Annotated in this window: 28 protein-coding genes and 1 tRNA gene; 22 read left to right on the top strand and 7 right to left on the bottom strand. The window is 56.1% G+C overall.

Annotated elements, in window-relative coordinates; genetic code table 11:
* The first annotated feature begins 343 nt into the window (after window positions 1–343).
* From V3W40_RS22800 to V3W40_RS22700, 21 genes are all read left to right on the top strand, one after another.
* Window positions 344–420: transfer RNA gene (locus V3W40_RS22800), tRNA-Arg, on the top strand.
* Window positions 421–588: 168 nt separating this feature from the next.
* Window positions 589–1830, top strand: a complete 1242-nt coding sequence (locus V3W40_RS22795; protein ID WP_065876613.1) for a tyrosine-type recombinase/integrase — start codon at window positions 589–591, stop codon at window positions 1828–1830.
* Window positions 1830–2708, top strand: coding sequence for a hypothetical protein (locus V3W40_RS22790; RefSeq protein WP_122682185.1), 879 nt, complete (start codon window positions 1830–1832; stop codon window positions 2706–2708). The genes V3W40_RS22795 and V3W40_RS22790 overlap by 1 nt, the downstream gene beginning before the upstream one ends.
* Window positions 2709–2805: 97 nt before the next feature.
* Window positions 2806–3030, top strand: a complete 225-nt coding sequence (locus V3W40_RS22785) for a helix-turn-helix domain-containing protein (protein WP_083221770.1) — start codon at window positions 2806–2808, stop codon at window positions 3028–3030.
* Window positions 3027–3503, top strand: a complete 477-nt coding sequence (locus V3W40_RS22780; RefSeq protein WP_330215682.1) for an ogr/Delta-like zinc finger family protein — start codon at window positions 3027–3029, stop codon at window positions 3501–3503. Before V3W40_RS22785 ends, V3W40_RS22780 begins: the two co-directional genes overlap by 4 nt.
* Window positions 3500–3742 carry a helix-turn-helix transcriptional regulator gene (locus V3W40_RS22775; RefSeq protein WP_242527075.1) on the top strand — a complete coding sequence of 81 codons (243 nt, stop codon included), beginning with the start codon at window positions 3500–3502 and terminating at the stop codon, window positions 3740–3742. Before V3W40_RS22780 ends, V3W40_RS22775 begins: the two co-directional genes overlap by 4 nt.
* Entirely contained in the window at window positions 3739–4038 is a 300-nt protein-coding gene (locus tag V3W40_RS22770; RefSeq protein WP_330215681.1) for a helix-turn-helix transcriptional regulator, read from the top strand. The genes V3W40_RS22775 and V3W40_RS22770 overlap by 4 nt, the downstream gene beginning before the upstream one ends.
* Window positions 4035–4292 (top strand): hypothetical protein, encoded by a 258-nt coding sequence (locus V3W40_RS22765; RefSeq protein WP_169863858.1) that lies wholly within the window; start codon window positions 4035–4037, stop codon window positions 4290–4292. Before V3W40_RS22770 ends, V3W40_RS22765 begins: the two co-directional genes overlap by 4 nt.
* A 463-nt stretch (window positions 4293–4755) precedes the next feature.
* Complete coding sequence (locus V3W40_RS22760) at window positions 4756–4938, top strand: hypothetical protein (RefSeq protein WP_065876657.1); 183 nt, start codon at window positions 4756–4758, stop codon at window positions 4936–4938.
* Window positions 4931–5200 (top strand): DUF3077 domain-containing protein, encoded by a 270-nt coding sequence (locus tag V3W40_RS22755; RefSeq protein WP_130184052.1) that lies wholly within the window; start codon window positions 4931–4933, stop codon window positions 5198–5200. Before V3W40_RS22760 ends, V3W40_RS22755 begins: the two co-directional genes overlap by 8 nt.
* A complete protein-coding gene (locus V3W40_RS22750) occupies window positions 5193–5471 on the top strand; it encodes a hypothetical protein (RefSeq protein ID WP_169863860.1) in 279 nt (92 codons plus the stop codon). The genes V3W40_RS22755 and V3W40_RS22750 overlap by 8 nt, the downstream gene beginning before the upstream one ends.
* The gene (locus V3W40_RS22745) at window positions 5464–5946 is read left to right on the top strand and encodes a LasR-specific antiactivator QslA (RefSeq protein WP_219272924.1); all 483 of its coding nucleotides are present in this window, start codon (window positions 5464–5466) and stop codon (window positions 5944–5946) included. Before V3W40_RS22750 ends, V3W40_RS22745 begins: the two co-directional genes overlap by 8 nt.
* Window positions 5939–6955: a toprim domain-containing protein gene (locus V3W40_RS22740; RefSeq protein ID WP_303197497.1), complete on the top strand. Its 1017-nt coding sequence runs from the start codon at window positions 5939–5941 to the stop codon at window positions 6953–6955. The genes V3W40_RS22745 and V3W40_RS22740 overlap by 8 nt, the downstream gene beginning before the upstream one ends.
* On the top strand, window positions 6952–8742 hold the full coding sequence (locus tag V3W40_RS22735; protein ID WP_330215680.1) for a DUF927 domain-containing protein: 1791 nt from the start codon (window positions 6952–6954) through the stop codon (window positions 8740–8742). Before V3W40_RS22740 ends, V3W40_RS22735 begins: the two co-directional genes overlap by 4 nt.
* A 433-nt stretch (window positions 8743–9175) precedes the next feature.
* Window positions 9176–9952 carry a hypothetical protein gene (locus V3W40_RS22730; protein ID WP_330215679.1) on the top strand — a complete coding sequence of 259 codons (777 nt, stop codon included), beginning with the start codon at window positions 9176–9178 and terminating at the stop codon, window positions 9950–9952.
* 280 nt (window positions 9953–10232) lie between these two features.
* Window positions 10233–11255 carry a DUF4238 domain-containing protein gene (locus V3W40_RS22725; protein ID WP_330215678.1) on the top strand — a complete coding sequence of 341 codons (1023 nt, stop codon included), beginning with the start codon at window positions 10233–10235 and terminating at the stop codon, window positions 11253–11255.
* Between the two features lie 723 nt (window positions 11256–11978).
* Window positions 11979–13247 (top strand): antiviral reverse transcriptase Drt3a, encoded by a 1269-nt coding sequence (gene drt3a / locus V3W40_RS22720; RefSeq protein ID WP_330215677.1) that lies wholly within the window; start codon window positions 11979–11981, stop codon window positions 13245–13247.
* Entirely contained in the window at window positions 13240–15198 is a 1959-nt protein-coding gene (gene drt3b, locus V3W40_RS22715; RefSeq protein ID WP_330215676.1) for an antiviral reverse transcriptase Drt3b, read from the top strand. The genes drt3a and drt3b overlap by 8 nt, the downstream gene beginning before the upstream one ends.
* 533 nt (window positions 15199–15731) lie before the next feature.
* Window positions 15732–16508 carry an AraC family transcriptional regulator gene (locus tag V3W40_RS22710; RefSeq protein WP_330215675.1) on the top strand — a complete coding sequence of 259 codons (777 nt, stop codon included), beginning with the start codon at window positions 15732–15734 and terminating at the stop codon, window positions 16506–16508.
* 103 nt (window positions 16509–16611) lie between these two features.
* Window positions 16612–17517 (top strand): aromatic amino acid exporter YddG, encoded by a 906-nt coding sequence (gene yddG / locus V3W40_RS22705; RefSeq protein WP_065948555.1) that lies wholly within the window; start codon window positions 16612–16614, stop codon window positions 17515–17517.
* Window positions 17518–17542: 25 nt separating this feature from the next.
* Window positions 17543–19345, top strand: coding sequence for a B12-binding domain-containing radical SAM protein (locus tag V3W40_RS22700; protein ID WP_065948556.1), 1803 nt, complete (start codon window positions 17543–17545; stop codon window positions 19343–19345).
* 108 nt (window positions 19346–19453) lie between these two features.
* Here V3W40_RS22700 and V3W40_RS22695 read toward each other — a convergent pair whose 3' ends face one another.
* Window positions 19454–20518, bottom strand: coding sequence for a 2,3-butanediol dehydrogenase (locus tag V3W40_RS22695; protein WP_227451536.1), 1065 nt, complete (start codon window positions 20516–20518; stop codon window positions 19454–19456).
* A gap of 533 nt (window positions 20519–21051) precedes the next feature.
* Here V3W40_RS22695 and V3W40_RS22690 point away from each other — a divergent pair.
* Window positions 21052–21687 carry a LysE family translocator gene (locus V3W40_RS22690; RefSeq protein WP_065926312.1) on the top strand — a complete coding sequence of 212 codons (636 nt, stop codon included), beginning with the start codon at window positions 21052–21054 and terminating at the stop codon, window positions 21685–21687.
* An 80-nt stretch (window positions 21688–21767) separates the two neighbouring features.
* Here V3W40_RS22690 and V3W40_RS22685 read toward each other — a convergent pair whose 3' ends face one another.
* The 6 genes from V3W40_RS22685 to V3W40_RS22660 all read right to left on the bottom strand — a co-directional run bounded on the left by V3W40_RS22685 (window position 21768) and on the right by V3W40_RS22660 (window position 26481).
* Window positions 21768–22373, bottom strand: a complete 606-nt coding sequence (locus V3W40_RS22685; protein ID WP_330215674.1) for a hypothetical protein — start codon at window positions 22371–22373, stop codon at window positions 21768–21770.
* Window positions 22370–22942 (bottom strand): RNA polymerase sigma factor, encoded by a 573-nt coding sequence (locus tag V3W40_RS22680; RefSeq protein ID WP_065926310.1) that lies wholly within the window; start codon window positions 22940–22942, stop codon window positions 22370–22372. The genes V3W40_RS22685 and V3W40_RS22680 overlap by 4 nt, the downstream gene beginning before the upstream one ends.
* Window positions 22943–22989: 47 nt before the next feature.
* Window positions 22990–24612 carry a vWA domain-containing protein gene (locus V3W40_RS22675; protein WP_315871187.1) on the bottom strand — a complete coding sequence of 541 codons (1623 nt, stop codon included), beginning with the start codon at window positions 24610–24612 and terminating at the stop codon, window positions 22990–22992.
* Between the two features lie 206 nt (window positions 24613–24818).
* Window positions 24819–25469 carry a DUF799 domain-containing protein gene (locus V3W40_RS22670; RefSeq protein ID WP_065926308.1) on the bottom strand — a complete coding sequence of 217 codons (651 nt, stop codon included), beginning with the start codon at window positions 25467–25469 and terminating at the stop codon, window positions 24819–24821.
* On the bottom strand, window positions 25466–25828 hold the full coding sequence (locus V3W40_RS22665) for a DUF4810 domain-containing protein (RefSeq protein ID WP_131697033.1): 363 nt from the start codon (window positions 25826–25828) through the stop codon (window positions 25466–25468). The genes V3W40_RS22670 and V3W40_RS22665 overlap by 4 nt, the downstream gene beginning before the upstream one ends.
* 29 nt (window positions 25829–25857) lie before the next feature.
* The gene (locus tag V3W40_RS22660) at window positions 25858–26481 is read right to left on the bottom strand and encodes a CsgG/HfaB family protein (protein WP_065948567.1); all 624 of its coding nucleotides are present in this window, start codon (window positions 26479–26481) and stop codon (window positions 25858–25860) included.
* Window positions 26482–26534: the final 53 nt, after the last annotated feature.

Raw genomic sequence — 26534 nt, 5'->3', positions numbered from 1 at the left:
CACGCGGAGCGAATTAGAGTTGTTGAAAGGCGCCTTGTGGGCTGCCGTCAGGGAAATCAGCCCCCGCGCGCGCGATCAGTGAATAGCGCACGAGAGACAGAGCGTTTGAAATCTCAAACGAATCCTAGGATCAATGGGGGTACAGGGCAATAGTCTGTTCGAAAAAAAGAACGAAAACGGCGCATTTGCCGGACTTTTCTGATCAGCGTGATTCGAGCGCGTTCCGCCGTGTTGACCAACGGCGCCCGGCGCAGGGCCTCTGCGCGGCAAATGCCTACGTTTGAACGGCCAAAGACCGGCATGGACGCCCAAGGTCGACATGGGTATGATGTCGCCCGCACAAGCATCCGTAGCTCAGCTGGATAGAGTACTGCCCTCCGAAGGCAGGGGTCGTGGGTTCGAATCCCGCCGGGTGCACCAAAATGATGTTTCTGGTTGTCTCCTGATGACTACGAAACGCCCCGCAAAGCCCGCCCTGTGCGGGCTTTGTTGTTTCTGCTTATCTATAGTCATCTCCCCTCATACTTCAGCTGTGTGTATCCCTCGGTGTATCCTTGGCCATATCTAGAACCGAGGGGATACACGAGCGTGAAACGGTCAGAAATCAAACGCAGGCCGCTCAGTGACACCGCGCTAGCAAGCATCGAACCCGAGACCAGGGAATATCGCGAGCTCGACGGCAGCGGCCTCTATCTGCGCGTTAAGCCGGATGGCCAGAAATCCTGGCAACTTCGATACAAAAACCAAGCGGGCAAGTGGAGCTGGCTTGGCTTAGGCGGCTACCCGGAGGTCAGTGGCGCGCTGGCCAGGAAAAAGGCCGCCGAGTACCGCAAGGAAATAGCCAACGGCGGCGACCCTATCGCTGCACGCAAAGCCCGCAAGGCGGCTGAACTCGAAGCGGCAACAAACACGTTCGAGATCCTGGCTCGCGAGTGGATCGAAATTCGCAGCCCTGGCTGGGAAGCCAGCACCGCAAAACGCACAGTCGGCGCTCTACAGCTCCACGTCTTCCCCGTTTTCGGCAAAAGACCGTACGCAGAGATAACGCCCAAGCAATGGATGGACTTTCTACAAACACTTGAGCGAAAGGGAATCCTTGAACAAATGAGCCGCGTTCGCCGCTCCTGCAAGGAAATCTACGATCTGGCGAGAGTGACAGGCAGAGCCATTCACAATCCGCTGGAAGGCCTTAGTCGTTTCCTGCAATCCAAGCCAGCCGAGAACTACGCCCACGTCACGGCGAAAGAGCTTCCTGAACTGCTCCGCGCCATCCGCACATATCCTCACGCTTTAGATCTGCGCCTTGGCCTGCACCTATTGACGCTGACCGGCGTGCGGCCAAGCGAGCTACGTGAGGCGCCTTGGTCGGAGTTTGACCTTGAAAACGCACTTTGGAGCATTCCGGCTGCCCGCATGAAAAAGCGCCGTGACCATCTAGTACCTCTGTCAAAGCAGGCGGTTAAAGCGCTCCGAGAGCTACACACGTTGAATGGTCGTTATCCACTGCTCTTCCCTGGTCGTAGTGACCGGAAAAAGCCTCGCAGCAATATGGCATTCAACATGGCCTTACGACGCCTGGGATACGAGGGGCGACAGACAGCCCATGGCTTCCGACACATCGCATCGACCCTGCTACGCGAAAATAACTTCCCTCGTGAGCACGTGGAGGCCCAGTTAGCTCACGTTGAAGGCGGAGTCTCCGGGGTTTACAACAAAGCTATTTACCTGGAGCAACGCCGGCAAATGATGCAGTGGTATGCCGACCGTCTGGACCTTCTGGAGCGCGGCAATGTTGTGAGCGTCGATTTTCATGCAAAGGAGCAAGCGTGATGACTAGCTATGCATTCAAAGAGTGGCTGACATTCGACGAAGCAGCAGCTTGGCTCACCGACGCAACCGGAACCCCCTATGACAAAGAGGCGATTTCACGAGCAGCGGAAAACGACCGGCTACCTGTGCATTACTGGCCAACCGATGACGCTCATATAGGGCTGTACCGACTCAAGCTGCTACCAGGCTCAGGGGACGTAGTGGAATCACCGCTGAACCTTGACAGTGATGCATGCGAGGTTTTGTGCCTCATAGATGGGCCGGTCCCCGTTCGGCTCTATCGACTGTTCAGGTCAGCGGCACAGATGTTAGCTCACGGGCGACCAGTGGGGCTTTCAGCCAGCTTAGGACCCGATGGACTCTACGGTTGTTATCGCATTGGTGAGAACGACCGGCCTCTGAGCATCATGCAGGGGAACTACGAAATATTGATTCACCTTGCTGATCTTGAACGCCTCAAGAACAACCTACCGATGCCCGCGTCGGCGCCCCCTCACGACTTCATCTTCACTGAAGGTACTTTTCCAGCGCTTGAGCAAACCCTATGTCTGGCCCGCAGCGCTGTTAACTGGAGCAGCTATCCAAACGCAGAGCCGCCAATACCTGAATTCGTTGCTGAGTCCGAGCGGCGTCCTGAGCCACTATTGAGGGCGCTGGGCCTAGCTGCCCATCTGATCGCAGAACTAGGCGGCGAGCTGGATCAGAACGAGCAGCTAGTGAGTCGACGTAGACGATACACACGAGGGGGCTCACCCAACATCACGACCATCTCCAAAGCGCTAGCGAACACCGCCACCAAGCTTCGTCATGATGGCCATAACTTCCAAGGAGCAGGGTTCGAAAAATTACTCAGGCAAGCTTTGAAGGAGATTGAGTAACCCGATTTCCGAATTCGGAAATCGGAAGGAATCCAAATTGGCTCAGGCTCTAAGCATCCTCGCCACGTAGTCGCAAACCGCACTTACGGAGACGAAGATGCCTCTATCCATCACTACATCGCACACCGCTGACCTCTGGACACCAGCTCGCGCCGCGCGTGAGTTGGGCATATCAGTTCGCACTCTTGCATCCTGGCGTAGCAGTGGACGCCACAATCTCCCCTACGTGAAAGTAGGCCGCCTGGTGCGCTATCGCGAGCGAGATGTAGGCACCTGGCTCGAGAGCCACCTAACAGGTATCTCCGGAGGGACCAATCGATGACGTCTCTCATTGCTGGCAGTTTCTGGAGCGCGGAATCTACCTGTCGCGGCGCCGCCTACAACTCCTCAAGGTTCCAGGCCAGGGCGGGATTAGGGATGCTTGAGGCGTCCAGACCCGGAGGCAAAATCCTGATGCTCACCAGCGCTCAATCCAGCAGACCACAACAAGGCACGAAGCGCCGCTGTCCAGATTGCGGTTCGGCGCTAATCAAACGCAGCTCAAGCAGTGAGCATCTACTCATGTCAAAAACGCTTCTTGTGTGCAAGAACGCAGTTTGTGGTGCCACGTTCACTGGCGTCGACGAAATCACCCATCGCCTGAGCCCGCCCAGTTGGCCAAATCCAGAAATACAGTTGCCTTACGCCCCTAGCGCAATTCGCAGAGGCATACACAGAGAGCGGGACCTACCTACACACGAAGATCATACACCCGCCCTCAGCCAGCCTCAAAACGAAAGCGAGGTACTGCCATGAGTAAGCAGATAGATAGACGAGACAACATGGTCGTCGCACTGGTACGCATGCCAGAACTACAGATGCTCACCGGGCTAGCACGCCCCACTGTCTACAAAATGATTCAGCGCGACCCTACGTTTCCTCGACCGGTGAAGCTCAACGACAGCGGCGCCCGAAATGCGCCAGTGGCGTTCGTGCTGAGTGAGGTTCAAGCCTGGATCAATGGACGCATAGAGGCACGGGAGCAACGAGCATGAGCAAAGCGGTGCGTAAACCATTCCAATCGATCAAACGTTTGGAGCTGGGAAACCGCCTCCTACGCCGCCGCGACGTGGAGCAGAAGACAGGCAAGAGCAGAGCCGCAATCTATGCAGATATCCGGTCCGGCACCTTCCCGGAACCTATTCCAATTGGCATCAACAGCGTGGCCTGGCTGGAGGCTGAGATCGATCAGTGGATTGCTGACCGTCTGGAGGAACGTAACCAAACACGAGAGAAAAAAGCGATGCGGGGGACGCATTCGGCTGAATTACTTTCGGAGACTCACTCATGACCACAATCACATTATCTGTCGACGGGCATTCGATCCGTTTTCCCCTAGACGACTTACGCAGCCTGGAGACGGTTCTCCTGAACGCAGCACGTCGCCCTGGTCAGGAGGCATTTTGCGCGACCGCCAGTGGACGCATGACAGCCATCCTCGAACTCAATACCGCCAAGTCCGGCATGACCAGTACAGCTAGCCCAAGCGGGCAACATCACTTCAATGAAAGTGGTAGCGGTGCGATTCAACTAACCGACTGTTAACCCCCAACTGCACTGAGTATTCAAGCTGCTACCTAGCTTAACGCCGGGTGGTCTGGAGTTTTTCATGCCTAAAAAAAGACAAAACCCCGGCAAGCGCGCCAACGCTGCCAGGGCCACATACCACACCACACACAGGTCGAAGTTTATCACCACGAGCAACGGGATGAGCATTTTCGGCAGCCAGATCAACTTGCAATCTTCATGTGGTCGGGCCTATAGTTTGCCCGTCGCTGCCAATTCAGCGACCGGGCTTGGTAACCCGATCAGCAAAAGGCGCAACAGCGCCCCCATTATGATTGCAGGCGCTTTTTTTGTGCCCGCAGTTACGTGTTATGGCGGCTGTGCGTGGGAGACCTTCGGGTCTGCCGGGTTCCTTTTGCCCCGGTTTACCAACCTGCGTACAGCTGCCACCCATTCGCTTGGTAACGAACGTGGCAGCTCCTCAGCAAAAGGAGCTCTACCCATGCACGCCCTCAATCCGTCCGCACGTTCTACCCGCGCCGCCGCGCACAAGGCCATGGCCTTCGCAGCCCTTCGCGCAAACTCCAGTCTTTCCACTCGCCTCAAACGCTACAACCACCATATGCACCTCGCCCACCTTGCCGCCTCAGAGCAAGCGATGGTTATGGAGGTGCGCCATGCTTAAGACCACCGTCAAAACCTTCAGCCACATTCCTCTCTCACGGTTACCGCTCTTCGCTGTTCAGCCTGATGTGCCTGTAACCGATGCCCTCGATCGCACCTACTGCCTGCTTGATCTTGCCCAGGAGATGGCCGAGCAAGCGGCTCTCACTGAAAACAGCCAACAGCTTTGTCATGTGATCGTCTACCTGATCGACATGGCGAAAGCCACTGTTGACGCTTGCTCAGAGGGCATCCTGACCTCTGTGGAGGTGGGTCATGAATAAGCTAATTCCGCTCACAACAAATCCCAGCCAAACCCCTGTGCTGCTGATTGATACGAGCGCCGCGTACGCCGACATTCAGGAATACGCAGAGCAACGACTTTGTGCGGCTAAGGCACTGCTTTTCAGCCTGTCCTGCATGGGCATCAACCGGGCCGACGCAAAAGATGTGAACGGCATTGCGGATGCCGCCTACTTGCTCCTGGAGGACGCAAGCGACCTCTTTAACGCAGCCCGAAAAGCAGCGGAGCGTGAGGGTGTACAAAATGCCTGAGTTACTCAACGCCGTGCTGCCATCTGCCGACGGCCAACCCGCAATCGAAACGCAGTGGCCCGCCAAATACCAAGAAGTAATCGACGGTGGCGTTGATGCCTTCGAACGATGGTTGGCCGAGCAAAATGAACCGTTGGCCAGGTGCCTAATCAGTCACAAACAGCGCCTACCTGGCCGGATCGTTGACGCGTTTGAACTCGGGTTCTTGCACCGCCTGGAACAACGGCTACGCAGCCAAAACCCAACACCATGCAAAAATGTTGAGCAGTTCACTGGAGCCCTTGCCCTGGGCAATCGTGCCACCGCAATGATGCGTTTGAGTCTGGAAAGCACGCTGCAACTTGCCAACAAAGGGGAGCTCCGACCCTGCACCGAAGAAGCGGCGCAGCACCTCGTGAAAACGGCGGATCTGGCCGCGGCTATTAGCATGCCTGACGCTTCATTCGTATCGTCAGAGGGCCTGTTCCATGACTGATAACGACACTGTAGACCTGATTCGTTTGGTGGCACTTCGTGCCCTTCCTGCTGCCCCTACTCTGCTTAAAGAATGGCTGCCGGAGGGGCGCCCAAACGGACGTGAATGGGTTGCTCGAAACGATGTCCGGGGAGACCGCCAAGCCGGATCGTTTGGTGTGTCCCTCGACTCTGGCCGGTGGAATGACTTTGCCGACGATCAAGCGCACGGTGGCGATCTGGTTTCACTTCTGGCGTACCTGCGCCAATGCCGCCAGGTCGAAGCTGCGCGGGAAATCGATCAACGCCTGGCACTCGGTTTGTTTGAGTCATCTGGAGCCCCGAGCGCACCGAGCGCCCAGCAAGCAGAAGCGCTCAAAGCTGCCCGCACCAAGGCGGAAGAAAACCGACGCCGGTCCGATGCGGTACAGCAGGAAAAGCAGCAAGCAGCGACTCGGCAGGCAGTGCAGTTGTGGCAGCGCTCAAAGCCTGCTGATCGACTGCATCCGTATCTGGTGGCCAAGGGCGTGAGCCCACTCAAACTGCGTCAAATGTCTCAGGGGAAATTACTGGTCCCTCTATGCCTTGATGGTCGCTTGGTAAACCTGCAAGTCATCGACTGTGCCGGCGCAAAACGTTTCCTCAGTGGTGGCCGTGTCCTGGGCTGTTACTCGCCATTGGGGCGGGTCATCGAGGGCAGCCGCCTGTACGTCTGTGAAGGTTGGGCGACGGGAGCAACGCTGCATATCCATACCGGCCAACCGGTGGTGTGCGCCATGAACGCCGGCAACTTGCGCGCCGTGGCACTAGCCATGCGAGCGCGTCATGGTCAGAGCGTCGAGCTGGTGATCGCTGGTGACGATGATCGCCAAACGCGGGGCAATCCCGGGCGCACTTCCGCCAACCGTGCAGCGTTCGATGCCGGCGCTCTGGTGGTATTTCCAGAGTGGCCCCAACAGGCACCGCCTGAGCTATCCGACTTCAACGACTTGCACCTTTGGCGCAACCAGCTATGGGAGGCAAAGCCGTGAGCAAGCTCAAGGAAAAACACGCTGATTTGAGTCTTGTAGGAGACCCAAAGGCGCCGGAGCCCGACAAACTCGACCGGCCCCGTTTCGCTGTCTATGAACACGCCTGCACGGTTGAAGGAAAGGTCTACAAGGCCGGCACCTGGTATCACAGCGTGAAGCAAAGCGGGCCGGAAGAAAAAGCCATTCCAGTCGATCATTGGATCTGTGCGCCGCTGAACGTCGAAGCCGAAACGGTCAACTCAGAAGACGGCAGCATTGGCCGTCTGCTGTCCTTTCACTACAGGGGTCGGCGTATTGAATGGGTGATGCCCATGGAATCCCTTGCGGGTAAAGCAGATGAGGTAATGAAGGCACTCATGCGCCAGGGACTGGCAATCGAATACCACCAGCGTCGTCATATCGCGCCGTACCTGGCGAGCCATCACGCTCCTGACCTGGTGATTGCCACCACCACGAAACCGGGCTGGCATGAATCAGGAGCATTTGTGCTGCCATCACGGGTCATTGGCGGCGACAACGTTCGTTTTCAGGACTCAGGTCGTGCAGCAAACATCTTCACCTGCAAAGGCTCTCTCAGTGGGTGGCAGACCGAGATAGCCGCACGCTGCCTCGGCAATCCAGTACTGATTTTGTCGGTGTGCTGTGCATTGGCAGGACCGCTGCTTGCCAAGGTAGGCGTCAACGGTGGCGGTATTCACCTGGTCGGCGACTCATCAAGCGGCAAGTCACTCGCGCAACTGTTGGCGGCATCGATCTGGGGCAATCCTGGCACCTTTGCAGCCTCTTGGGACGTGTCAAAAGGTGGGGTGGAGATTGAGGCAGCGTCTCGTAACGATACCGTGTTGATCCTTGATGAAATCAAGCGTGCCGACCCCAAGCGCGTTCAGGAAATGGCCTACGCAATCGCCAACGGCATGGGCAAAAGCACCATGACTCGCGAACGTGAAGGGCGGGCCAAATTGACCTGGCGCGTGCTTGCCCTTTCCAGCGGCGAAAGGTCGTTGTCAGAGCATGCCGCCATTGGGGGCAATGGCGCGCATGCCGGCGCCGAGTTGCGCATGGTCGATGTGAATGCTGGCACCCGGACTCATCGCGCTTTTGATGATGTGCATGGCATGACGGGACAAGAATTCCACCGCGTCCTAAACGACGCTGTCACGCAACACTATGGGCATCTTGGCCCCACGTTCGTGGAAGCACTTATTAAGCAGCCAAAGGAGCTGTATAGCGCCTTTTCACACGTCCGTGATGCCTTCGAAACCAAGAGTTCACAAGCTGGTCGTGTAGCTGATCGGTTCGCCATTATGGCGTTAGCCGGAGAATTGGCCATTGAACATAATCTGCTTGGCTGGCCCTCGGGATCAGCCACCCGCGCTTGCCTCCTGCTGTTCAACGAATGGCTGGCCCGTATGGGGGATGGCAACGCAGAGGACCGCCAGATCCTGCGAGGCATCGCTGACTTCATCGCATTGCACGGTGACAGCCGCTTTTCAGATGTTCGCGCCGAACACGCCAACCTCACGGTCCGCGATAGAGCAGGCTTTTACGAGGTCAATGACGATAAACGCCTGTACCTGTTCAACACACCGGCACTGCTTGAAGCAGCCTCAGGTTTCGGTAAAGAGCGGATCGTACGGACCCTGGTTGGCGCCGGAGCGCTGGCTAAGGTTGACGAAGAAACCAAGGGCAGCCGAAGGGCGAAAAAGTACCGCACGCCAGGCGGTGGCAGTTCCCGTTTTTACGTAATTGACCCCGACCTGCTCGAAAGTGAGGGGGAAAGTCAATGACGCTCAACCTGAGCAACTACCGACATTTGACATTTTTCAGTGGGAACGCGGGAACAGCGGGAACGGCCCAGCAAAGCCGTGGCTTTCAGCGTTCCCTTATAAGACACAAGAGTGGGAACAAGGGAACACAACTCTGTTTAATAGAGAGTCTTCCCCCCTGCCTTGTTCCCGCTCAAAAAAAGCTGGGAACAAGTTACCACTCTGAAAGGCCCGATTTAGAGCCTTTGTACCCACGTTCCCGCGTTCCCACCGATTTTGAATTCAGTCGTGTGAACAAGGGGGAGTATGTGCTGTTTTTGTTGACAGAACTCAAAGCACTCGTTCCGAACTCTTCACCCCGCCCTATCCCTACGAGCAATCAACTCTCACTGATTGCCGACTCGCACCATCAAATCTGGCCGGCGTCGGCCTGTAATCACCACCGGAGAAACCCATGAACGAACATCACCTGTCTCTGCCCGATGAAATTCAGACGGCACTCAAAATCCACGACGAAAACAAACAAACCTACTTGTCTGTACGCGAGCGTTTTGAAGGCTTGAGAGCGCGAGAAGAAAAGCACCGCAAAACGGCCGGCGCGGCCGAACAGCAAGCAATGCTGGATGGTGCTACCTGGCGGAAGCTCTTCCGGGAAAGCGACGGAGTACTGACCAAAGATATTCGTAACTTTAAGCGCCAGGAACTGGACAGCCGCGAATTGGCGTTGGAGTACGCTTGCCTAGCAGGCGAACTGCAACCGGAAATGGAACTGTGCCAGATAGATACATATGAAGCTCGTGAGCGCTACCTGAGCAGTCGTGAGACGGCGTTTGCGCTTTATGGCGACCATTGTCTGACCACCTCTGCGACTTCGCTATTCGCATTGCCCGAAGCAAAAGCGTTTCTTCAAGCGTTACAGCATAAGAAGATCATCATCCAGCGGGATATTAAGAAAGATGCATATTACCGAGAGGTGCCCTTTTACGACGAAACTAAGGCAGTAAGCAGTGAGGAGGCGCGTCGCCTGGGCGAAGTCCTATTTAGTTTTATAGACCAAGCCAGCACCGCTTTATCAACCGAAGACGATGCCATCTGGCAGTCACTTGCCGTCGTCCCACGCGATGATTTCACCACTGGCGAGCAAGAGTTGAAGAACCTGATCTATCGAACCCGCCGACGTTCGGAGTTGAATTCCATGATGGAGAAACAGGCTCAAACTCAAGCGTCCTGAACGCTTCTCCACATAGAGCCCATAAGCCGCCTCAGGGCGGCTTTTTCACTCCTATAAGAATGCCTTACTCTCAGCGCACGTGACACCTAGCAGCGGCAACGCAGGGCCAAAAGCAGTCGGCCGTGAATACCAGATTATTGTCGTGAGTTTTACCAATTAGAAACCGCGGTTGTTTAAGGAGTACAGAGCCACGAGAGCCTATGACAGTGGTTGCCAGTCCGGCGGCACTGAGCATGTATGATTGCCCTGACCTCTCCCTTCACAACGGGAAAATGCGCCGATGCAGCAACTGCGTAAAGACAACCATTACGTGCCCAAGCTTTACCTGAAGCAGTGGGCTGATAAGGGCCAAATCCTCACTTATCGGCTATTGGTTCCTAGCGATAATGTTCCCCTGTGGAAAAAACAGTCGCTGAAAGGAATTGCCTTTCACCAACACCTCTACACCTACCTTGCAGGGCAGGAAGAAACAGACGAGTTCGAACGCTGGCTCGACAATGAATTTGAAAATCCTGCGGAGGAAGCTATCCGTCGAGTTGTTCGAGAAGATCGGATGCTGCCCGAGCACTGGAGACGGCTGGTGCGGTTCGCGGTTGCCCTAGACGTGCGCACTCCGGCTCGTCTGAGACAGTTCATACGCCGGCAGAACGAGACATTGCAGACATTAATGGATGAAAGCATGCAAAGTTCCGTCCTTAAAATGGAGCAGGCCGCTCAGAAGAACCAACCATTCCCAATATCTTCGGATGAAAGCGTTGCCCCCTCTCTCTTCAAAATATCCATCGAGACTCTCCCGGAGGGAGGCGGTCAAGTAAAAGCAGAAACCGTTGTGGGAAGGCGATTGTGGATTTGGCAAATGAGGCACCTGTTAACCAAAACGCTAGGCCGCTTACCAACTCACAAATGGACTATCTTGCATGCTCCGGATGGTATGTCATGGCCCACATCTGACAACCCGCTTATACGTCTTAATTTTCAGGACTCGAAGAACTATGACTTTGGTGGTGGGTGGGGAGTCAATAATGGAGACATACTCCTGCCCCTAAGTCCGAAGCACTTACTCTACACCTGCATCGGTAACCAAGTGTGGCCGCGAGGTACCACACTTGATGTTAAGACGGCTAGCTTGATACGGAAGATGATCATTGAGCATGCTGATCGCTACGTCTTTGCTGAGGAAGCTAGTGATGTGCACTTGATCCGGCCCAGACTGGTTTGCTCAGAAACATTTAAAAATGAGTTGTCAACCTGGCAAAACTGGCATGCTGAACAGTGCCGGGCAGAAAGGGAAATGCAAAGCTGATTGACCGCGAGCTCAGCATCTGAGGCATTGAAGCAGGCCCGTCAGAATCGCCAGTAGGTGGCCGCTACGGATCAGTTGCAGTCCTTGAGTTCTTAGCCGACGTCTCCTCCTGACTGATTCCCCCTGTCAGCACGAATGCAAATGACAGATCGGTGGCGACGCGATCCGGTAGCCACGTGAGCAGCAATGACGCAACTGATCCCACTGTTTAGGAAAACCACCACTGGCCGGCTGGCGCTCCACCCGGCGCGCGCCGTTGTCCCCCCACCACACCTGCGGGCTAAATACCTCGACTTCCCTGCATACGCTGCGGATGTCCTAGCCCATTGCCACAGCATACGATCAGCCTTTAGCAACCTATGAAATTACCCTGCGAATCCCTGCACGCCAGCCTGATTTGGTCCACATCAATGACCGCAAAACCGAGCAGCCCTAAAGAAAAATGTAACTGACGCCTAACGAGTTGGCTTCTGGGGTATTCGGGGGGCTCAACAAAGCTCATACCCTGGACTCTAAACGCGGTATTCACAACATGAATGAGATCTGTTCGGTGATCAGGCCAATCCAAACCCGAGACTGATACTCCTTTCGCATTGGCACTGGGCGGGATCGAAAGTCTATGCGACTATCGACCTCAATGGTTTGAAGAAGCACCCCGAAGATTAGGTTAAACGCTAACGCTCACCACAATCTGGATCTCTTCCCAGAGGCTAGGAGGCCAAAATGTTCGATCAAAGCTTCAACGAAACCTCTCTTAGCCGAGAGATCAGAAAATCGGACTTCCGGAAATATCGAGCGTTACACAACGATAGTGAACGACAAAAGCAAATAACTGATGCTTGTACTCGGGGCAAGGATGGCTTCCCAGACCTAAGTGCTTTCACAATAAGTACAATTCGAGGCAAGTGTGTAGTTAAAGTCCCGAAATTTTCGGACGAACTCACTCTGAGAAAAATCAACGCAAACATCCTAAAACTGGCAAATATTAGAATGATGGATAGAGATTCCATTGTAGCTAATATTGAAGCACTACTATCAGAAGGCATTCAATACCGGATTTATCGACTCGATATAAAAAGCTTTTACGAGTCAATTTCTTTAGCTGATATTTCATCGCGAATCGAATCGATAAAACTTCTTTCTTCACCAACAAAAAGACACATATTAGATATATTACGATGCTTTCAAAGATCAGGTCAGAATGGTATACCTAGGGGACTATCTGTAAGCGCAACGCTTTCCGAACTAATACTTTCCGACTTCGATAAAAAAGTCTCAAGCCATGCGGAAGTTTTCTATTTCTCCAGATATGTCGACGATATAATCCTAATAACGAGCGGAGACGAGAATAGGCGAAAATTCACTAAACTCATTAAGTCTTGGCTACCAACGGGATTAACACTAAACAGCAAGAAACAAGTCATAAAAGAAAGATCGCGCGTGTACAACGAAAAAGGCGCAGCAATTCAAGCGATAAATACAAAAGAGCCTGCGATAGACTTTGAGTTCTTAGGCTACAAATTCAAGGTGAAAGAGCAAACTTCAAACGACGGAAAAAAACCGAGAATAGTGGATTTAGATATCGCAGATACAAAGGTCAATAAAATAAAGACCAGAATAATCAAGAGTCTCCTCTCATACGCAAGCGATAAAGATTTCGAGCTATTAGAGGATAGGATTTCTTTTCTCTGCTCTAATTTTAGCGTAATTGATTCGGATCGAGACAGAAAAAGGCTGGCCGGTATTTATCATAATTATCACCGAATTTCCCACGAGAAATCTGAAGCTTTAAGCGAGTTAGACCTATTCCTGAAAAAGGTTATAACTTCAGGGCATGGAAGGGCCTGTCATCTGTTCTTTTGCAATACAAATGACACACAAAGAAGAAATTTATTGCAGTGGAGCTTTCGACGGGGCCACGAGAAAAAAATCTACTTACATTTCTCAGAAAAGCGTCTTTCTGAGATACAACGGTGCTGGAAATATGTCTAAAGGAATCATAAGGGAAAAGATAAGGAAAGACGATTTTCTCCGGATTCTGTCTACGGAGACGTTACCTTATGAAACACCGTTAATACATTCAAATGATGGCTTTCATAAAAATATCAAGAACGGAGACAAGAATGAAATTTTTGTAGCCATTATCAATAATATCATTAAGCAACAAAACCTCAAACCGACAATACCCTACAAGTACAAAATCAGAAAAAACACTACAGAGCTTCGCACGTTAGCGATCATACACCCCGCCTCACAGCTCAAATTTGTAGAGTTTTATAAAAAATATGGGAAATTAATATGTCACTTTTGTAACTCCAGCGCATTTTCTATAAGAGCACCTTACAAAGTAGCGAGTACTTTCTTCTATAAAAACTCCTGGGAAAACATAAGCGAGTTTAAACGGGGCGATGTCAGCAACGTAGATACAGATCAGTTGACAAAGCACAGCAGTTCATATTTCGCATACCGCGGGCACGATAGGCTTTTCAAGTTCTATAACTCGAAAGATTTTTTGAATATAGAAAAAGATTACGGAATTTTTTTGTGCTTAGATGTCTCCAAATGTTTTGACAGTATCTATACACACTCAATAGCCTGGGCCACAAAATCCAAAGAAAACACTAAGAGCAATCTAAGAATCACTACAACTTTCGGGCAAGTTTTCGATAGCCTAATGCAACAATCCAACTACAATGAAACCAACGGAATCCTTATCGGACCGGAAATTAGTCGAATCTTCGCAGAAATTATTTTTCAACGTATTGACAGCACAGTAGAGCAGCGGCTAGATAGTTTAAGCCCTTCAGCGACAAATGGAAAAGATTATACAATAAGAAGATATGTAGACGATATATTTATATTCGCCAAAACTAATGAGCATACCAAACTCATAGCGGAAATATATACAGAAGAGCTCAACAATTACAACTTACATGTCAACCGGAATAAGGTAGTACAATACTCACGCCCTTTTTTCTCAACAAAATCCAGAGTGATCACAGAAACCAATTTCGCAATCAACACTTTCAGCGACAACTTTCTAGACTCTCGTGAAAACAATGAAAGGCTTATTCCAAAACGTATCTATAATTCTAAAAAATTAACAAAAAGCTTCATTGACAGTGTGAAGTCAATTTGTTCAAGCAACCAGGTAGATTATGACTCTGTGTCATCGTACATAATTTCTGCGATAACCAACCGTATTAAAAAAATAATAAATATCAAAAGCCCTGAAGAGATAGAAGTAACGAGCCACTACACTGATGCACTTGACACACTAACTGAAGTTTTATTTTTCTTTTATACCACAGCACCATCAGTCAATGCTTCTTATAAGCTATCAACCTCTATCATACTGATATCTCGATTCACCAAAAAATACCTTCCAGAGCATAACGCCTCAATAAACCAACGCGTCCATGAACTAACGCTACAATTGCTAACCGGCGACTTGATTTACTTCAAATCAACCACTAAAAATTTTGTTTACTTAGAAGCTCTTAATATTGTCCTGGCCTGCTCTGAACTCGGAGTTGATTGCATGCTTCCACCCGTAGTTCTTAACGAGCTTTTGACGGCGCAGAGTTCATATTATGATCTTATGAGCTGCCTGTATTACATAAAAAATCTCGAAGCATATTCACCGACAAAAACGATCGTGGAAAGAGGTATAGATCTATCGCTCCGTGATTTATCTGACTTATCGACAAACACGGAGAAAGCCTGCATTTTTCTAGACTCAATCTCTTGCCCATATTTAGATGACGATAGGAAGTCGAAATATGTGAAACGTTTTTACAGAAGCATTGGGCAAAAGATCCCTAATGACCAGCAAATTAATGGTTTTCTAAAGAAGGCCTTAACTATGCCTTGGTTTATTAATTGGACCGAAATTGATTTACTCAATATGCTTGAGAAAAAAGAGTTGAAAGAAGTTTATTAGTGTCGCTTAATAGCCTAGTGGGAGATGGTCAATATACCCTCCACGCCTGCTTTTTGGGCGATTACTCGGATATGAGGTGCTGAACACCTCCATGCTAGGTGCCTATCCGGGAGCCTCATTTTAGGATGAGGCACACACTAAGGGGTGAGGCCATCTTTCACTACTCATGACGACTCACAGCACGCGCGCCCCTTGCCAGTCGCTAAAAACATGTATCCCTCTGTGTATCCCAGCAAATAAAATAAAATAAAAACCCTTATAAATCATCTATTTAGTTGTCAGGTTTGAAGCCCGCCGGGGCGCCATATAGCAGTCTCTGGCTGTCTAAGACAGTCTACAACCCCCCCAAGAAGCCCGCCCCGTGCGGGCTTCCTCCCCCCGCAAATCCCCCCCTCTCGCACCTTTGAATCACACCCCTTAACTTCCTCATAAACACAACCCCAAGCCCAGCAAAATCCCTCCCCCCACATACAGTCTGGCATCCAACCAGAACACTGACATACGATACCCCCCTCACCCCCGGAGACTCACGGATGAGCACCACCACCCCCCAATCGCTCTCCCTCTCATTGCGCTCTTACTCAGGTCAGGTCGAGCTTCACCAGCATGACTTCCATCAAATCGTGCTCCCTCAATCCGGGTCGATGGAGATTGAGGTCGACGGACGAGGCGGCAAGGTCGATGCAAGCCAGGGGGTGGTGATTTCTGCTGGGGCCCGGCATACCTTCCTGGCCAACACCCATAACCGTTTCCTGGTGCTGGACGTCTCGACCGAGCGTGGCGAGGCGCAGAAGGGTACGGTTGCGTCATTTGACCCACTCAACGACAAGCGCTTTTTTGCGGTCAGGCCCGATATACGGCATTTGCTCGATTACGCCAGTTGCAACGGGCCACAGTTGGTCGGCTCGCTCGCGATGGCCGAGTCCTGGAGTCGGTTGCTGTTGTGTTCGTTATTGCAGCCCGAGGTTGCGCGGAGCGATCCCGGTCAGTTCATTCTTGCTCGCGCGCTGGCCTACATCGAGCAGCACTTGGGCACGGCCCTGACGGCGCATGATATTGCGCGTTATGCGGGCACGAGTGAGCGGCGCTTGTATGTGCTGTTTGGGCAGCACCTGAACACAACGCCGTTCTCGCATATCGCGAACTTGCGCCTGAATCTGGCCATTGACCTGCTGCGCCAAACGTCTTTGTCGATCATTGATATTGCGCATCGCACCGGGTACGCCGACCAGAGTGCGTTAACCCATGCCCTGAAGAAAGCCCGCCATCTGACGCCGGCTGTGGTGCGTAAACAAGGGCGAGATCACTGAAAAAACAGCAGTCCCGAACAATTCTTCGGCGGGCCTGATCAATACTCGCTCTCTCGACCTTTCTATTGTTCCCGCTTGAGGATTATCCGCAGACGGGGCTTGCATGAGCACTTCCAACCCATCCATCACCCTTGCCAAGGGCACCGCCAGTGCGACGCTGATCGGGGTGATTGCCGTGTTTTTGTGGGCGTGCCTGGCGCTTCTGACCACCTTGACCGCCGGGATCCCGGCCTTTCAGTTGCTGGCTTTGAGCTTCGCGGTCGCGTTCGTGGCCAGCCTGTGCGTGCTGGGGCTGCGTGGCGCAGCAGGGTTCAGCAGTTGGCGCCAGCCCTGGTCTGTGTGGGCGACGGGGTTTACCGGGATCTTCGTCTATCACGCGTTGTATTTCTTTGCCCTGAAGGCCGCGCCTGCGGCTGAAGCCAGCCTGATTGCCTACCTGTGGCCGCTGCTGATCGTGCTGCTGTCGAGCTTTGCCACCGGCGAGTCGCTGCGCAAGCGCCAGCTGTTGGGCGCCTTGCTCGGCCTGGCGGGGACGGCCTTCATCATGCAACTGCGGGCCCGGAGTGACAGTGCGTCGATGCCGGTGATCGGTTACGCCGCCGCCTTTGCGTGTGCCTGGGTCTGGGCGATTTATTCGGTGTTCAACCGGCGGTTCAGCCATGTTCCGAGCAGCATAGTCGGGGGTATTTGCGGGCTGGTGGCTGTGGCCGGGGGGCTCTGCCACCTGGCGTTCGAAACCACGGTGCGGCCTGAGCCGGGCCAGTGGGCGGCGATCATTGCCCTGGGTTTGGGCCCGGTAGGACTGGCTTTTTTCGCCTGGGACCACGCGACCAAGCACGGAAACCTATCGATGCTGGGCGCCCTGTCTTACCTGGCGCCGCTGTTCTCCACACTGCTGCTGATTGCCGTGGGGCAAAGCGATGCCAAGCCGATCTTGATGATTCCCGCGGTGTTGATCATTACGGGGGCGGTCATCGCCACTTCACGCTCACGCACGACCTCGCGTTGATCTCGACGGGTAAGGAGACAGGGAAATGAACTTGATAGCTTCGCAGGGAACCCTGAGGATCGAGAGCGACGGACCGAGTTTTTCAGTCGCGCCCACGCGGCCCTTGCTCAGTCATCTGGGAAAGCCATCGTTGCAGAACAGCCGAACCGGCATCCGCCGTCGCGCCCATGGCGAGGCACCTCGTGTGCTGCTGTTTGTGCCGCCCTACACACGCCTGATCGAGCCCACGTCGCACGACAGCGCATTTGCCCGCATCGGCATTGATACGTTCGAAGTGATGAAGCGTGCCGGTACGCCTATCGGCCTGTTGCGCATCGCCACGGTGGCCCGGCGGGCCGGTTATGACGTGCAGATTGTCGATTCGCCCTTTGCCGGCTGGTCCCAGGAGCACAGCCTGGTCAAGGTCGACCAAGGGCATCTGATCCGCTACGGCCTGACCGATACGCAGATACGCGAGATCATCGAAACCGCGCAGCCCGATATTGTCGGGATCCAGTGCAACTACACCGTGCAATGGGGCAATGCACGGGCGTTGGCCGAGCTGGTGAAAACCCTCGATCCCAACCTGGTGCTGGTCACTGGCGGCGCTCACTCCAGTGGTGACTGGAAGAACGCACTGCTGGATTCGGCCTTCGACTTCGCGCTGATCAATGAAGCTGACCGCGCCTTTACCCTGCTGCTCGATGCCTTGACTCACGAAGGCACAGACATCAATGCCGTACCTGGGGTGGCGTACCGCGACAGCCGGGCGCAACTGATCCGGCCCACCCAGAAGTCCAGCTACCTGAGCATCATCCCCAAGCGGCAGGACCTCGAGGAGCGGCTCGGCGTCATGCCCTTGCCGGACTTCAGCTTTCTGGACATGAAGCATTACCTGCAGCCTTATCACTCCTCAGGAGCACGCGTACGCAAGCATGGCGCCTGGGCGCAGATATTCTCCACGATTGGCTGCAACGTGAACTGTAACTTCTGCTACATCCCGAAAATCAACGGCCCTTGGCGTGCACTTGGCCTGGACTGGTTTGACCTGCACCTGGCCGATCTGGTGAAACAGGGAGTCACTGAAGTGCTGATCGAGGACGATCACCTGATGCATGACCCGTTGTATGCGATGGAGGTTGGCAAGCTCCTGAAAAAACATGACTTGCCCTGGGTCGAAGAAGGCGGGTTGAGCCTTTTCAACCTGATCCTGCTGCATTTGGGCGAACGCTTCATCGACCAGATGGATGAGAAGGAGCGCAAGAACCCGCAATATCGCAATGTGATCGAGGCAGTAAAAGGCGGGCTCACGGCAAGGAAGTTCATTCGGTCGATTGCCGAAAATGGCTGCTACAACATCTACCTCGCGGTGGAGAGCGCGAACGAAGACAGCCTGGTCAATTCCAACAAATCCCGACTTAACGCGATCCAGCACTCGACGTTCGAGCTCATCGAGATTTTTACCGAGCACGGCATTCAGGTTACCGGCGGGTTCATGCTGGGGTTCGTCAACCCCCCCGGCGGACCTGGGCAAAAGCCTTTTGTAGAGAGCCTGGAGCTGATCGACCGCACCATCGATTACGCGGTCAACCTCATGGGTGCCGGCATGGCGTACGCCAACCCGTTTATCGTCACGCCGATTCCCGGGACGTCGATGTGGGAATACCAGCAGCAGTATGTGGTACGTCACTACGACAACGGTTGGTCCCATGAAAAAGCCACGATGGCGACCGACCAATGGAGTGCCGAGGACATCGAGAAAGCACGCATGGAGTTGCTGGTTCGGGCCAACGGGGCTGATCGTGTCCGGGAGATGGTGCGTCGCGGTACCTGGCCTGTGGATGCGTGAGTGAAGGACGCTGGCTGCGAGGATTTTTAGCGTCATACCGACAATCCTGCCCCCACTTCCCTCCTCAGTCTGGCTTGGGGAGTAGGGAGTGGGGGCACAGCCCACGCTTCAGACCCGAGCAGGCGACACAATGATCTTCACATTGTGTTCCTTGTTTTTAACCAGTTCCTCGAAGCCCTGGCCCACGATCTGCTCCAACTGAATGCGCCCCGTCACCAGTGGCGAGATGTCCAGCCGCCCATCCGCGATAAACGCGATCACGTCGGCGAACTCACCGTTATAGGCCAGCGCGCCGAGTACCTGTTTCTCAGTGGCCACCAACTCGAAAAAGTTGAATTCACTGGGTTCTTCGAAGATGCCCACCAGTACGCACTTGCCGGCCTTGCGGATCAGGTCGATGGCGAGTTTGGCCGTGTGTTTGTTGCCGATGCATTCGAAACTGACGTCCGCGCCGAGCCCGCCGGTCAGGCGGCGTACTTCGGCCAGGGCATCGCATTCGTTGGGATCGAGCACATGGGTCGCGCCCACCTCCCGGGCCTTGGTCTTGCGCGCGCCGGACATTTCCAGCGCGATCACCTGGGCCGCGCCCGCCGCCTTGGCGCACATGATGGTGCACAGACCGATGGTGCCGGCGCCGACCACCACGACGTTTTGCCCGAGCAGGCTTCCGGCTTTTTTCACCGCGTGCATGCCGACGGCCAGAGGCTCGATCAGCGCCCCGGCTTCAGCGGGGAAGTTCGCCGGTAGCTTGTACAACAGGTTGGCGGGCACGTTGACCAGTTCGGCGAACGCACCGTTGTTCATCAAGCCGGTAAAGGCCAGGTTCTCGCAAATGTTGTACAGCCCGTGGGTGCAGTAGTAGCAGGTGCCGCAATGCTGACAGGCATCGGCCGCCACCGGCTCGCCGACGCTGAAGCCCTGTACGCCGGCACCGAGTTCGACGATCTCGCCACAAAACTCATGACCGAGAATGCACTGGCCCTTAATCCCGGTCAGCGGGTGCGGAGCGTCAACCGGGATGAACACCGGTCCGGCCACATACTCATGCAGATCGGACCCGCAAATGCCGCACCATTGCACGCGGATCTGCACCCAACCGGCAGGCGGCGAAACGGGTAGCGGCACGTCTTCGACGCGGATGTCGTTACGACCGTGCCAGACAGCGGCACGCATGCTGCGTTGCGAGTTGCTCGAAAGGCTCATAGCGAAGTCTCCTTGAAACGGTTGGCACTGGCGCGCCGGGTGGGTTGCCAGTGGCCAGAGCAAGGCCGGTGCCAGCTGTGCAAAAACGCCTGGACGCCCCTCTCCTAGAGCCGCCGAATGAACACCCAAGGGTGGCCGGCATTGAGGTCAAACGAGACGCGCCATGCCAGATCGCGCACGGTAGCGACGAGACCGCGAGACGTTGCGTCTCACTGCAAGCGTTGATGCCAGGGGCGTGCCTGATCCACCTCAGTCGTTTTCAATAGGGGCGCTTCGCACCCCAGCGCGGGGCAAGCCCGCTCACCACAGCAAGCCCGCTCACCACAAGTAGGGTGTTCGCCCTTAACTGACGGACCGGCGCCAACCAAGGGTGCTCAAGCGGCCCAAGCCCCCTGTATGACGTTTTGTCAGCCGATCTGTATCTAACGCGCGCCCTGCTCCCGCCCTACCATCAGGCGCATGCAACCTGCGCAACGACGCGCTCTACCTACAGGAGTGAACCCATGCCCGAACTGTCGAGCCTGCTGGCGTATGGTCTGATTTCCCTTGGCATGGTGCTGACGCCCGGCCCGAACATGATCTACCTGATTTCGCGCTCGATCTGCCAGGGGCCGCTGGCCGGGTTGATTTCACTCGGCGGCGTGGCGCTGGGTTTCGTCGTGTATATGCTGTGCGCGGCGCTGGGGATTACCGCGCTGCTGATGGCAGTGCCGTATGCGTATGACGCGCTCAGGCTCGGCGGTGCGCTGTATCTGTTGTACCTGGCTTGGCAGGCGGTCAAGCCCGGTGGGCGCTCGGCGTTTCATGTGCGTGATTTGCCCAGGGACGGCCCACGCAAGCTGTTCATGATGGGTTTTGTGACCAACCTGTTGAACCCGAAAGTCGCGGTGATGTATCTGTCATTGCTGCCCCAGTTCATCTCCCCCACTGGCCACGGCAGCGTGCTGACACAATCCATCGTGCTGGGGTTTACCCAGATCATGATCAGTGTGAGCGTGAATGCGGTGATCGCCATCATGGCCGGTTCCATCGCGACCTTCCTGGCGGCCAAGCCGGTTTGGCAACGGGTGCAGCGCTGGCTGATGGGCACGGTGCTGGCTGGCCTGGCGGTGCGCATGGTTTTTGATGCGCGGCGTTGAAGACGGGGCTTGAGGGCACAGTGGCGAGCGGGCTTGCCCCGCAAGCCACAGGTTACCGGCGGCCTGTTCTTTTTTTGTGGTCAATGCGTGCGCAGCGCCTCCAGCCGTGCGGGCAGGTCTTCCTCGGGAAAGCGCGCGTGCAACGCCAGCAATTTTTCATCCGCGGCTTTGCTTTCACCCGCTTCCCGCAAGCGCACGATCGCCTGTAACTCTTGCTCCAGCGACGGCAACGCTGACGGTGCGCGCTTGCTGAGCCTGGCGCTCGATTCATCTGCCAGCGCACCTGCCATCTCAGCCTGAACCGGCGCACGTTCAGCCTTGGGCGCGGCGGCGATGCGCGCCATCGGCGCCGGTGCGGACAACGCTTGCGGCGCCGGGCGGGCGGCTTCCTCGTGCAGGACGGAGAAGGTCGCCGTGGAGATTTCGGGTTGTGGCACTGGCGAGCGCGTGACCACGCCGATCATCAGCGCCAAGCCGGCCACGGTGGCGAATGCCATTTGCCAGCGCGGGCGTTGGCAGGCGTGCAGCCAGCGTTGCCACAGGCTCGGTTGCGGCGCCGGGGCCTCGCGGCGGGCGGCGTTGAGGATGAGGGCGTCAAGGGACGCGGGCGGCTCGCCGGTGCTGTGTTGACGGTAATGCTGGATCAGCACGTCGTCGGTGTCGGGCGTGTGTCGAGAGTCGGTCATGCGAGTATCTCCTCGGCCAGCAGGCGGCGCAGTTTCTGCTGGGCGTAACGCAGGCGGCTTTTTACGGTTTCCAGCGGGGCGCCGGTGAGGGCGGCGATTTGCGGCACGTCGAGGTCGCCGTGCAGGCGTAGCAGGAAGACTTCGCGCTGGTCTTCGGGCAAGGCTTGCAGGGCGGCGTCCAGGCGCGCCTGGTCGCGGCTCAGGCTCAGCTGTTGCTCGGGGCCGGCGCTGTCGTCGGCCTGGGCGTGCAGTTGCTCATCGTAGCTGTCGTGCAGCGGGTTGTGGATGCCGTGCTTGCGCCAGTGGTCGATCAGGCGGTTGCGGGCGATCTGGAACAGCCATGTACGAAAACTCGCGCGGCCTTGTGGCTGGGTGTTGCTGCGGATCAGGCTGAGCCAGGTCTCCTGGTAGATTTCCTCGGCCAGTTCGGCCTTGTTGCTCAGGGACACGAGGAAGCGGTAGAGGCCTTGGCGATGCCGCGCGTACAAGGCTTCGAACGCGGCGGCGTCACCGGTTCGGTAGCGGGCCAGCAGCGATTCGTCGCTGGATGGATCATCTGGAACAGCCATGCAGGGGGCGAACTCCTTTTGTAAAGTTAACGCTGTTGCGTTCAAGATCAGGGTTTCAGGCTTTGGGCCAGTTCCACCAGTTGCACGAACTCGTTGCGCAGACCAAAGGGGTCATCGCCCCGGGCCGAGCGGGCCAATGCGGCGGTGTCCTTCAAACTCATGCTGCCAGTGTAGCGGCCATCGCCCTTGAGCTGTTGGGCGAAGGCGGCCACCGCCGCCGAGAAGCGCAGGTCGTCGCTGGCCTGGGTGGTTTCGTGGCGGATGGGCCGTTCGATCAAGCGGCTGTCACCGCCCGTGGCGGGCTTGTAGCGCACGCGCAGCATCGCCAGTTCATCGGATTTACCTTCGGCCGCAGGCGCAGTGGCGTAGCGCAAGGGCTCCAACCAGCCCCTCTGGCCCTTCGGCACAATTTCATACAGCGCGGTCACGGTATGCCCTGCGCCGATCTCACCGGCATCGACTTTGTCGTTGTTGAAATCCTCACGCTTGAGCGCGCGATTTTCATAGCCCAGCAGTCGATACTCGCTGACCTGTGCCGGGTTGAATTCCACCTGCACTTTCACATCCCGCGCGACCACCGCCAGGGTTGAACTGAGCTGGTCCACCAGCACCTTGCGGGCTTCGCGCAGGTTGTCGATATAGGCGTAATTGCCATCGCCGGCATCGGCCAGTTGTTCCATCAGGTGTTCGTTGTAGTTATCCACACCGAAGCCGAGGGTGGTCAGGGACACGCCGCTTTTACGCTGGCGGGCGGCCATTTGCTTGAGGCTGTCGAAGTCGCTGACGCCCACATTGAAGTCACCGTCGGTGGCCAGCAGGATGCGGTTGATGCCCTTGTCGATAAAGCCTTCGCGGGCCATCTGGTAGGCCAGTTCGATGCCGGATGCGCCTGCCGTGGAACCGCCGGCGGTGAGTTGATCGATGGCATTGCGGATCTTGGCCTTGTCGCGCCCCGATGTGGGCTTGAGCACTACGCGGGACTCACCGGCGTAGACCACCAACGCAACCCGGTCCTGATCACGCAACTGATCCACCAGCAATTTCAGGGTGCTTTGCACCAGCGGCAAGCCTTCGCGGCGGTCCATGGAGCCGGACACATCCACCAGGAACACCAGGTTGGCCGGCGCCAGGTCCGCCACGGCGCGGTCAGACGCCTTGATGCCGATGCGCAGCAGTTTCGTGCGCGGGTTCCAGGGTGTGGCGGCGACTTCGGTGGTCACGCCAAACGGTGAGCCGTCGGTGGGCAAGGCGTAGTTGTAGGGGAAGTAGTTGACCATTTCCTCCAGTCGCACAGCGCCTTCGGGCGGCAGGCTGCCTTGGTTGAGGAAGCGTCTGACGTTGGCGTAGCTACCTGTGTCGACATCCACGCTGAAGGTGGACACCGGCGTTTCGGCCACGCGATGCACCGGGTTGTCCGGCAGGTTGGCGTATTGCTCGCGGGGTTCGCTGCGGTAGTCCATCGCCGCTGATTCCTGCATGCGCATTGGAGCGGGCATTGCCATGCGCTTGACCAAGGCGCCCTGGGGCGACGCGCGTTGCAGCTCGGCTACGGGCTCGGCCGGTTTGGCCAACTCAGGGGATGAAGACAGCCCACACCCGGCCAGCGCCACCACCAGGGTGACGGCAAAGCCTTGGGCAGCAGGACGCAGGAAGAGCAGAGGACGGGACATGGGCTGAACCTCGTGAATGAATGATCCGTTCACAAGGTCAGACGCAAGGTGCGGGATATTCGGGTTAACCCTGGTTCGAATAACACCACAGTCCAACTGTGGGAGGGGGCTTGCCCCCGATGGCGGTGGGTCAGTCAAACATGTACTGACTGATCTATCGCTATCGGGGGCAAGCCCCCTCCCACATTTGAACCGAGGCGATGAACTCAGTCCGTGCCGTACTTCGGGTTACGCGGGCCGTACAGGATCCCCGCGCGTTGGCCCGGCGACAGCAGGCGTGCACTGGTGATGCCGGCAATCGGGTGCGCCGCATCGGTGGAGCTGTTGATCACTTGCTTGACCGCCGCGGTGATCAGCATGCCCACCAGTCCGCCGCCGTTGTTGTTGCCTTCTTCACTGGACGCCCGCGCCGAACCGGTCCACAGGGTGGTGCCGGTGCGCAGGTCCACCAGTTTGGCCGAGGCCGTCACGGCGGTGTCGCTGGAGATCAGCATGTACTTGGTGCCGTACTCGCTGACGGTGATGTACAGCGCCGCGTCCGCGCCGAAGATGTCATGCAGCTTGGCCGGTGGCACGCCCTGGATATCGTTGGCGGTGGTCAGGCCGTTCTGGCGGAAGGTTTCGTCCACCAGGGCAATCGGCAGTACGTAGTAGCCGGCTTCGGCCAGCGGGTAGGTCACTTGCGAGACCAGGCTGTACGAGGCCTGCACTTCCGGCGACTCGTTGATCGGCGGCAGTACCAGGATCGACTTGGGCCGCGCCTGTTTGTACGCGGTGTAATCAATGGTCTTGGGGGCTGCGCAACCGCCGAGCAAGGCCAGGGCCAGCAAGGCACCGGTGAGTTTTAACAGGCTCATTTAGTGGCCACTCCGGTCTTGGCGTTTTTCAACAGGAAGTCCATGTACGAGGCAGACTCGGGGAACAGCGCCTTCTCGGTGCGGAACTCCTGCACCATCTGGTCATCCTTGCCCATGCTCAGGTACAGCATGCCCAGGTGCGCGTGGTAACCCGGCGGCGCCTTGCGGCCGCTGGCGTTGATCTTTTGCAGATCACGCTCCAGCGCCTCGACCTGCGCTTCCTTGGGCTCGCCCTTGAAGTACTCGTAAACCTGCGGCTGGTAGCTTTCCCATTGATACAGGGGCTGGGGCGCCGTCTGGCACCCGGCGACCGCCGCGATTGCTGTCAGCATCAGCGCCGACTTCACTGCCTTGCTCATCCGTGTACTGCTCCTTGAGGGGTTGCTGATCAGTTGCGCGGGTTCCAGGCGCCGGCGTTGATGCCGTCGACCAGGCGGTTGATGGCTTCGCGCATGGCCAGGTCGAGGACCTTGCCATTGAGGGTGGAGTCGTAGCTGGCGGTGCCGCCGAAGCCGACCACTTCACGGTTGGACAGCGCGTATTCACCGGCGCCCTGGGTGGAATACACCACTTCGGAGGTGCTGATGTTGACGATGTTCAGTGCGACTTTGGCGTAGGCCACTTGGGTCTTGCCACGGCCGAGGATGCCGAACAGCTGGCGGTCGCCGGTCTCTTTGCGGCCGAATTCGGTCACGTCGCCGGTCACGACGTAGTCAGCGCCCTTGAGCTTCTGCGCGGTGCCCTTGATCGCGGCTTCCTGGGAGATTTCGCCCATGTTGTCGCGGTCCAGCACGCTGAAGCGGTTGGTCTGCTGCAGGTGGGTAATCAGGATGGTCTTGGCCTGGCCACCGAGGCGGTCGACGCCATCGGAGAAAATGCCGCGCATGTAGCTGGAGCGGTTGTCGAACTTGCCCACGGCGATGGGCACGCGTACGCCGGAATAGGCGACGTTGGCACTGGCGACCTGTTCCACCGGCATGGCGCGGTTGCTCTCCGTGGCGCAACCGGCCATGGTCAACAGCGCTGCGGCGGTGAGGCCGGACAGCAGGATTTTGGACAGTGTGT

Source organism: Pseudomonas sp. AM8 (assembly GCF_036346475.1).
GTDB classification, from domain to species: Bacteria; Pseudomonadota; Gammaproteobacteria; order Pseudomonadales; family Pseudomonadaceae; genus Aquipseudomonas; species Aquipseudomonas marginalis.
The sequence above is the reverse complement of the archived record's forward strand: the minus strand, read 5'-3'. Positions and strand labels throughout refer to the sequence as shown.

Coding starts and splice junctions, on each gene's coding strand:
- V3W40_RS22680 (WP_065926310.1), bottom strand. CDS start 22,942: ATGGCTGTTCCAGATGATCCATCCAGCGACGAATCGCTGCTGGCCCGC.
- V3W40_RS22750 (WP_169863860.1), top strand. CDS start 5,193: ATGAATAAGCTAATTCCGCTCACAACAAATCCCAGCCAAACCCCTGTG.
- V3W40_RS22695 (WP_227451536.1), bottom strand. CDS start 20,518: ATGCGTGCCGCTGTCTGGCACGGTCGTAACGACATCCGCGTCGAAGAC.
- V3W40_RS22670 (WP_065926308.1), bottom strand. CDS start 25,469: ATGAGCCTGTTAAAACTCACCGGTGCCTTGCTGGCCCTGGCCTTGCTC.
- V3W40_RS22700 (WP_065948556.1), top strand. CDS start 17,543: ATGAACTTGATAGCTTCGCAGGGAACCCTGAGGATCGAGAGCGACGGA.
- V3W40_RS22730 (WP_330215679.1), top strand. CDS start 9,176: ATGAACGAACATCACCTGTCTCTGCCCGATGAAATTCAGACGGCACTC.
- V3W40_RS22790 (WP_122682185.1), top strand. CDS start 1,830: ATGACTAGCTATGCATTCAAAGAGTGGCTGACATTCGACGAAGCAGCA.
- yddG (WP_065948555.1), top strand. CDS start 16,612: ATGAGCACTTCCAACCCATCCATCACCCTTGCCAAGGGCACCGCCAGT.
- V3W40_RS22780 (WP_330215682.1), top strand. CDS start 3,027: ATGACGTCTCTCATTGCTGGCAGTTTCTGGAGCGCGGAATCTACCTGT.
- V3W40_RS22775 (WP_242527075.1), top strand. CDS start 3,500: ATGAGTAAGCAGATAGATAGACGAGACAACATGGTCGTCGCACTGGTA.
- V3W40_RS22665 (WP_131697033.1), bottom strand. CDS start 25,828: ATGAGCAAGGCAGTGAAGTCGGCGCTGATGCTGACAGCAATCGCGGCG.
- V3W40_RS22660 (WP_065948567.1), bottom strand. CDS start 26,481: ATGGCCGGTTGCGCCACGGAGAGCAACCGCGCCATGCCGGTGGAACAG.
- V3W40_RS22710 (WP_330215675.1), top strand. CDS start 15,732: ATGAGCACCACCACCCCCCAATCGCTCTCCCTCTCATTGCGCTCTTAC.
- drt3a (WP_330215677.1), top strand. CDS start 11,979: ATGTTCGATCAAAGCTTCAACGAAACCTCTCTTAGCCGAGAGATCAGA.
- V3W40_RS22725 (WP_330215678.1), top strand. CDS start 10,233: ATGCAGCAACTGCGTAAAGACAACCATTACGTGCCCAAGCTTTACCTG.
- V3W40_RS22755 (WP_130184052.1), top strand. CDS start 4,931: ATGCTTAAGACCACCGTCAAAACCTTCAGCCACATTCCTCTCTCACGG.
- V3W40_RS22785 (WP_083221770.1), top strand. CDS start 2,806: ATGCCTCTATCCATCACTACATCGCACACCGCTGACCTCTGGACACCA.
- V3W40_RS22745 (WP_219272924.1), top strand. CDS start 5,464: ATGCCTGAGTTACTCAACGCCGTGCTGCCATCTGCCGACGGCCAACCC.
- V3W40_RS22770 (WP_330215681.1), top strand. CDS start 3,739: ATGAGCAAAGCGGTGCGTAAACCATTCCAATCGATCAAACGTTTGGAG.
- V3W40_RS22760 (WP_065876657.1), top strand. CDS start 4,756: ATGCACGCCCTCAATCCGTCCGCACGTTCTACCCGCGCCGCCGCGCAC.
- V3W40_RS22675 (WP_315871187.1), bottom strand. CDS start 24,612: ATGTCCCGTCCTCTGCTCTTCCTGCGTCCTGCTGCCCAAGGCTTTGCC.
- V3W40_RS22690 (WP_065926312.1), top strand. CDS start 21,052: ATGCCCGAACTGTCGAGCCTGCTGGCGTATGGTCTGATTTCCCTTGGC.
- V3W40_RS22685 (WP_330215674.1), bottom strand. CDS start 22,373: ATGACCGACTCTCGACACACGCCCGACACCGACGACGTGCTGATCCAG.
- V3W40_RS22740 (WP_303197497.1), top strand. CDS start 5,939: ATGACTGATAACGACACTGTAGACCTGATTCGTTTGGTGGCACTTCGT.
- V3W40_RS22765 (WP_169863858.1), top strand. CDS start 4,035: ATGACCACAATCACATTATCTGTCGACGGGCATTCGATCCGTTTTCCC.
- drt3b (WP_330215676.1), top strand. CDS start 13,240: ATGTCTAAAGGAATCATAAGGGAAAAGATAAGGAAAGACGATTTTCTC.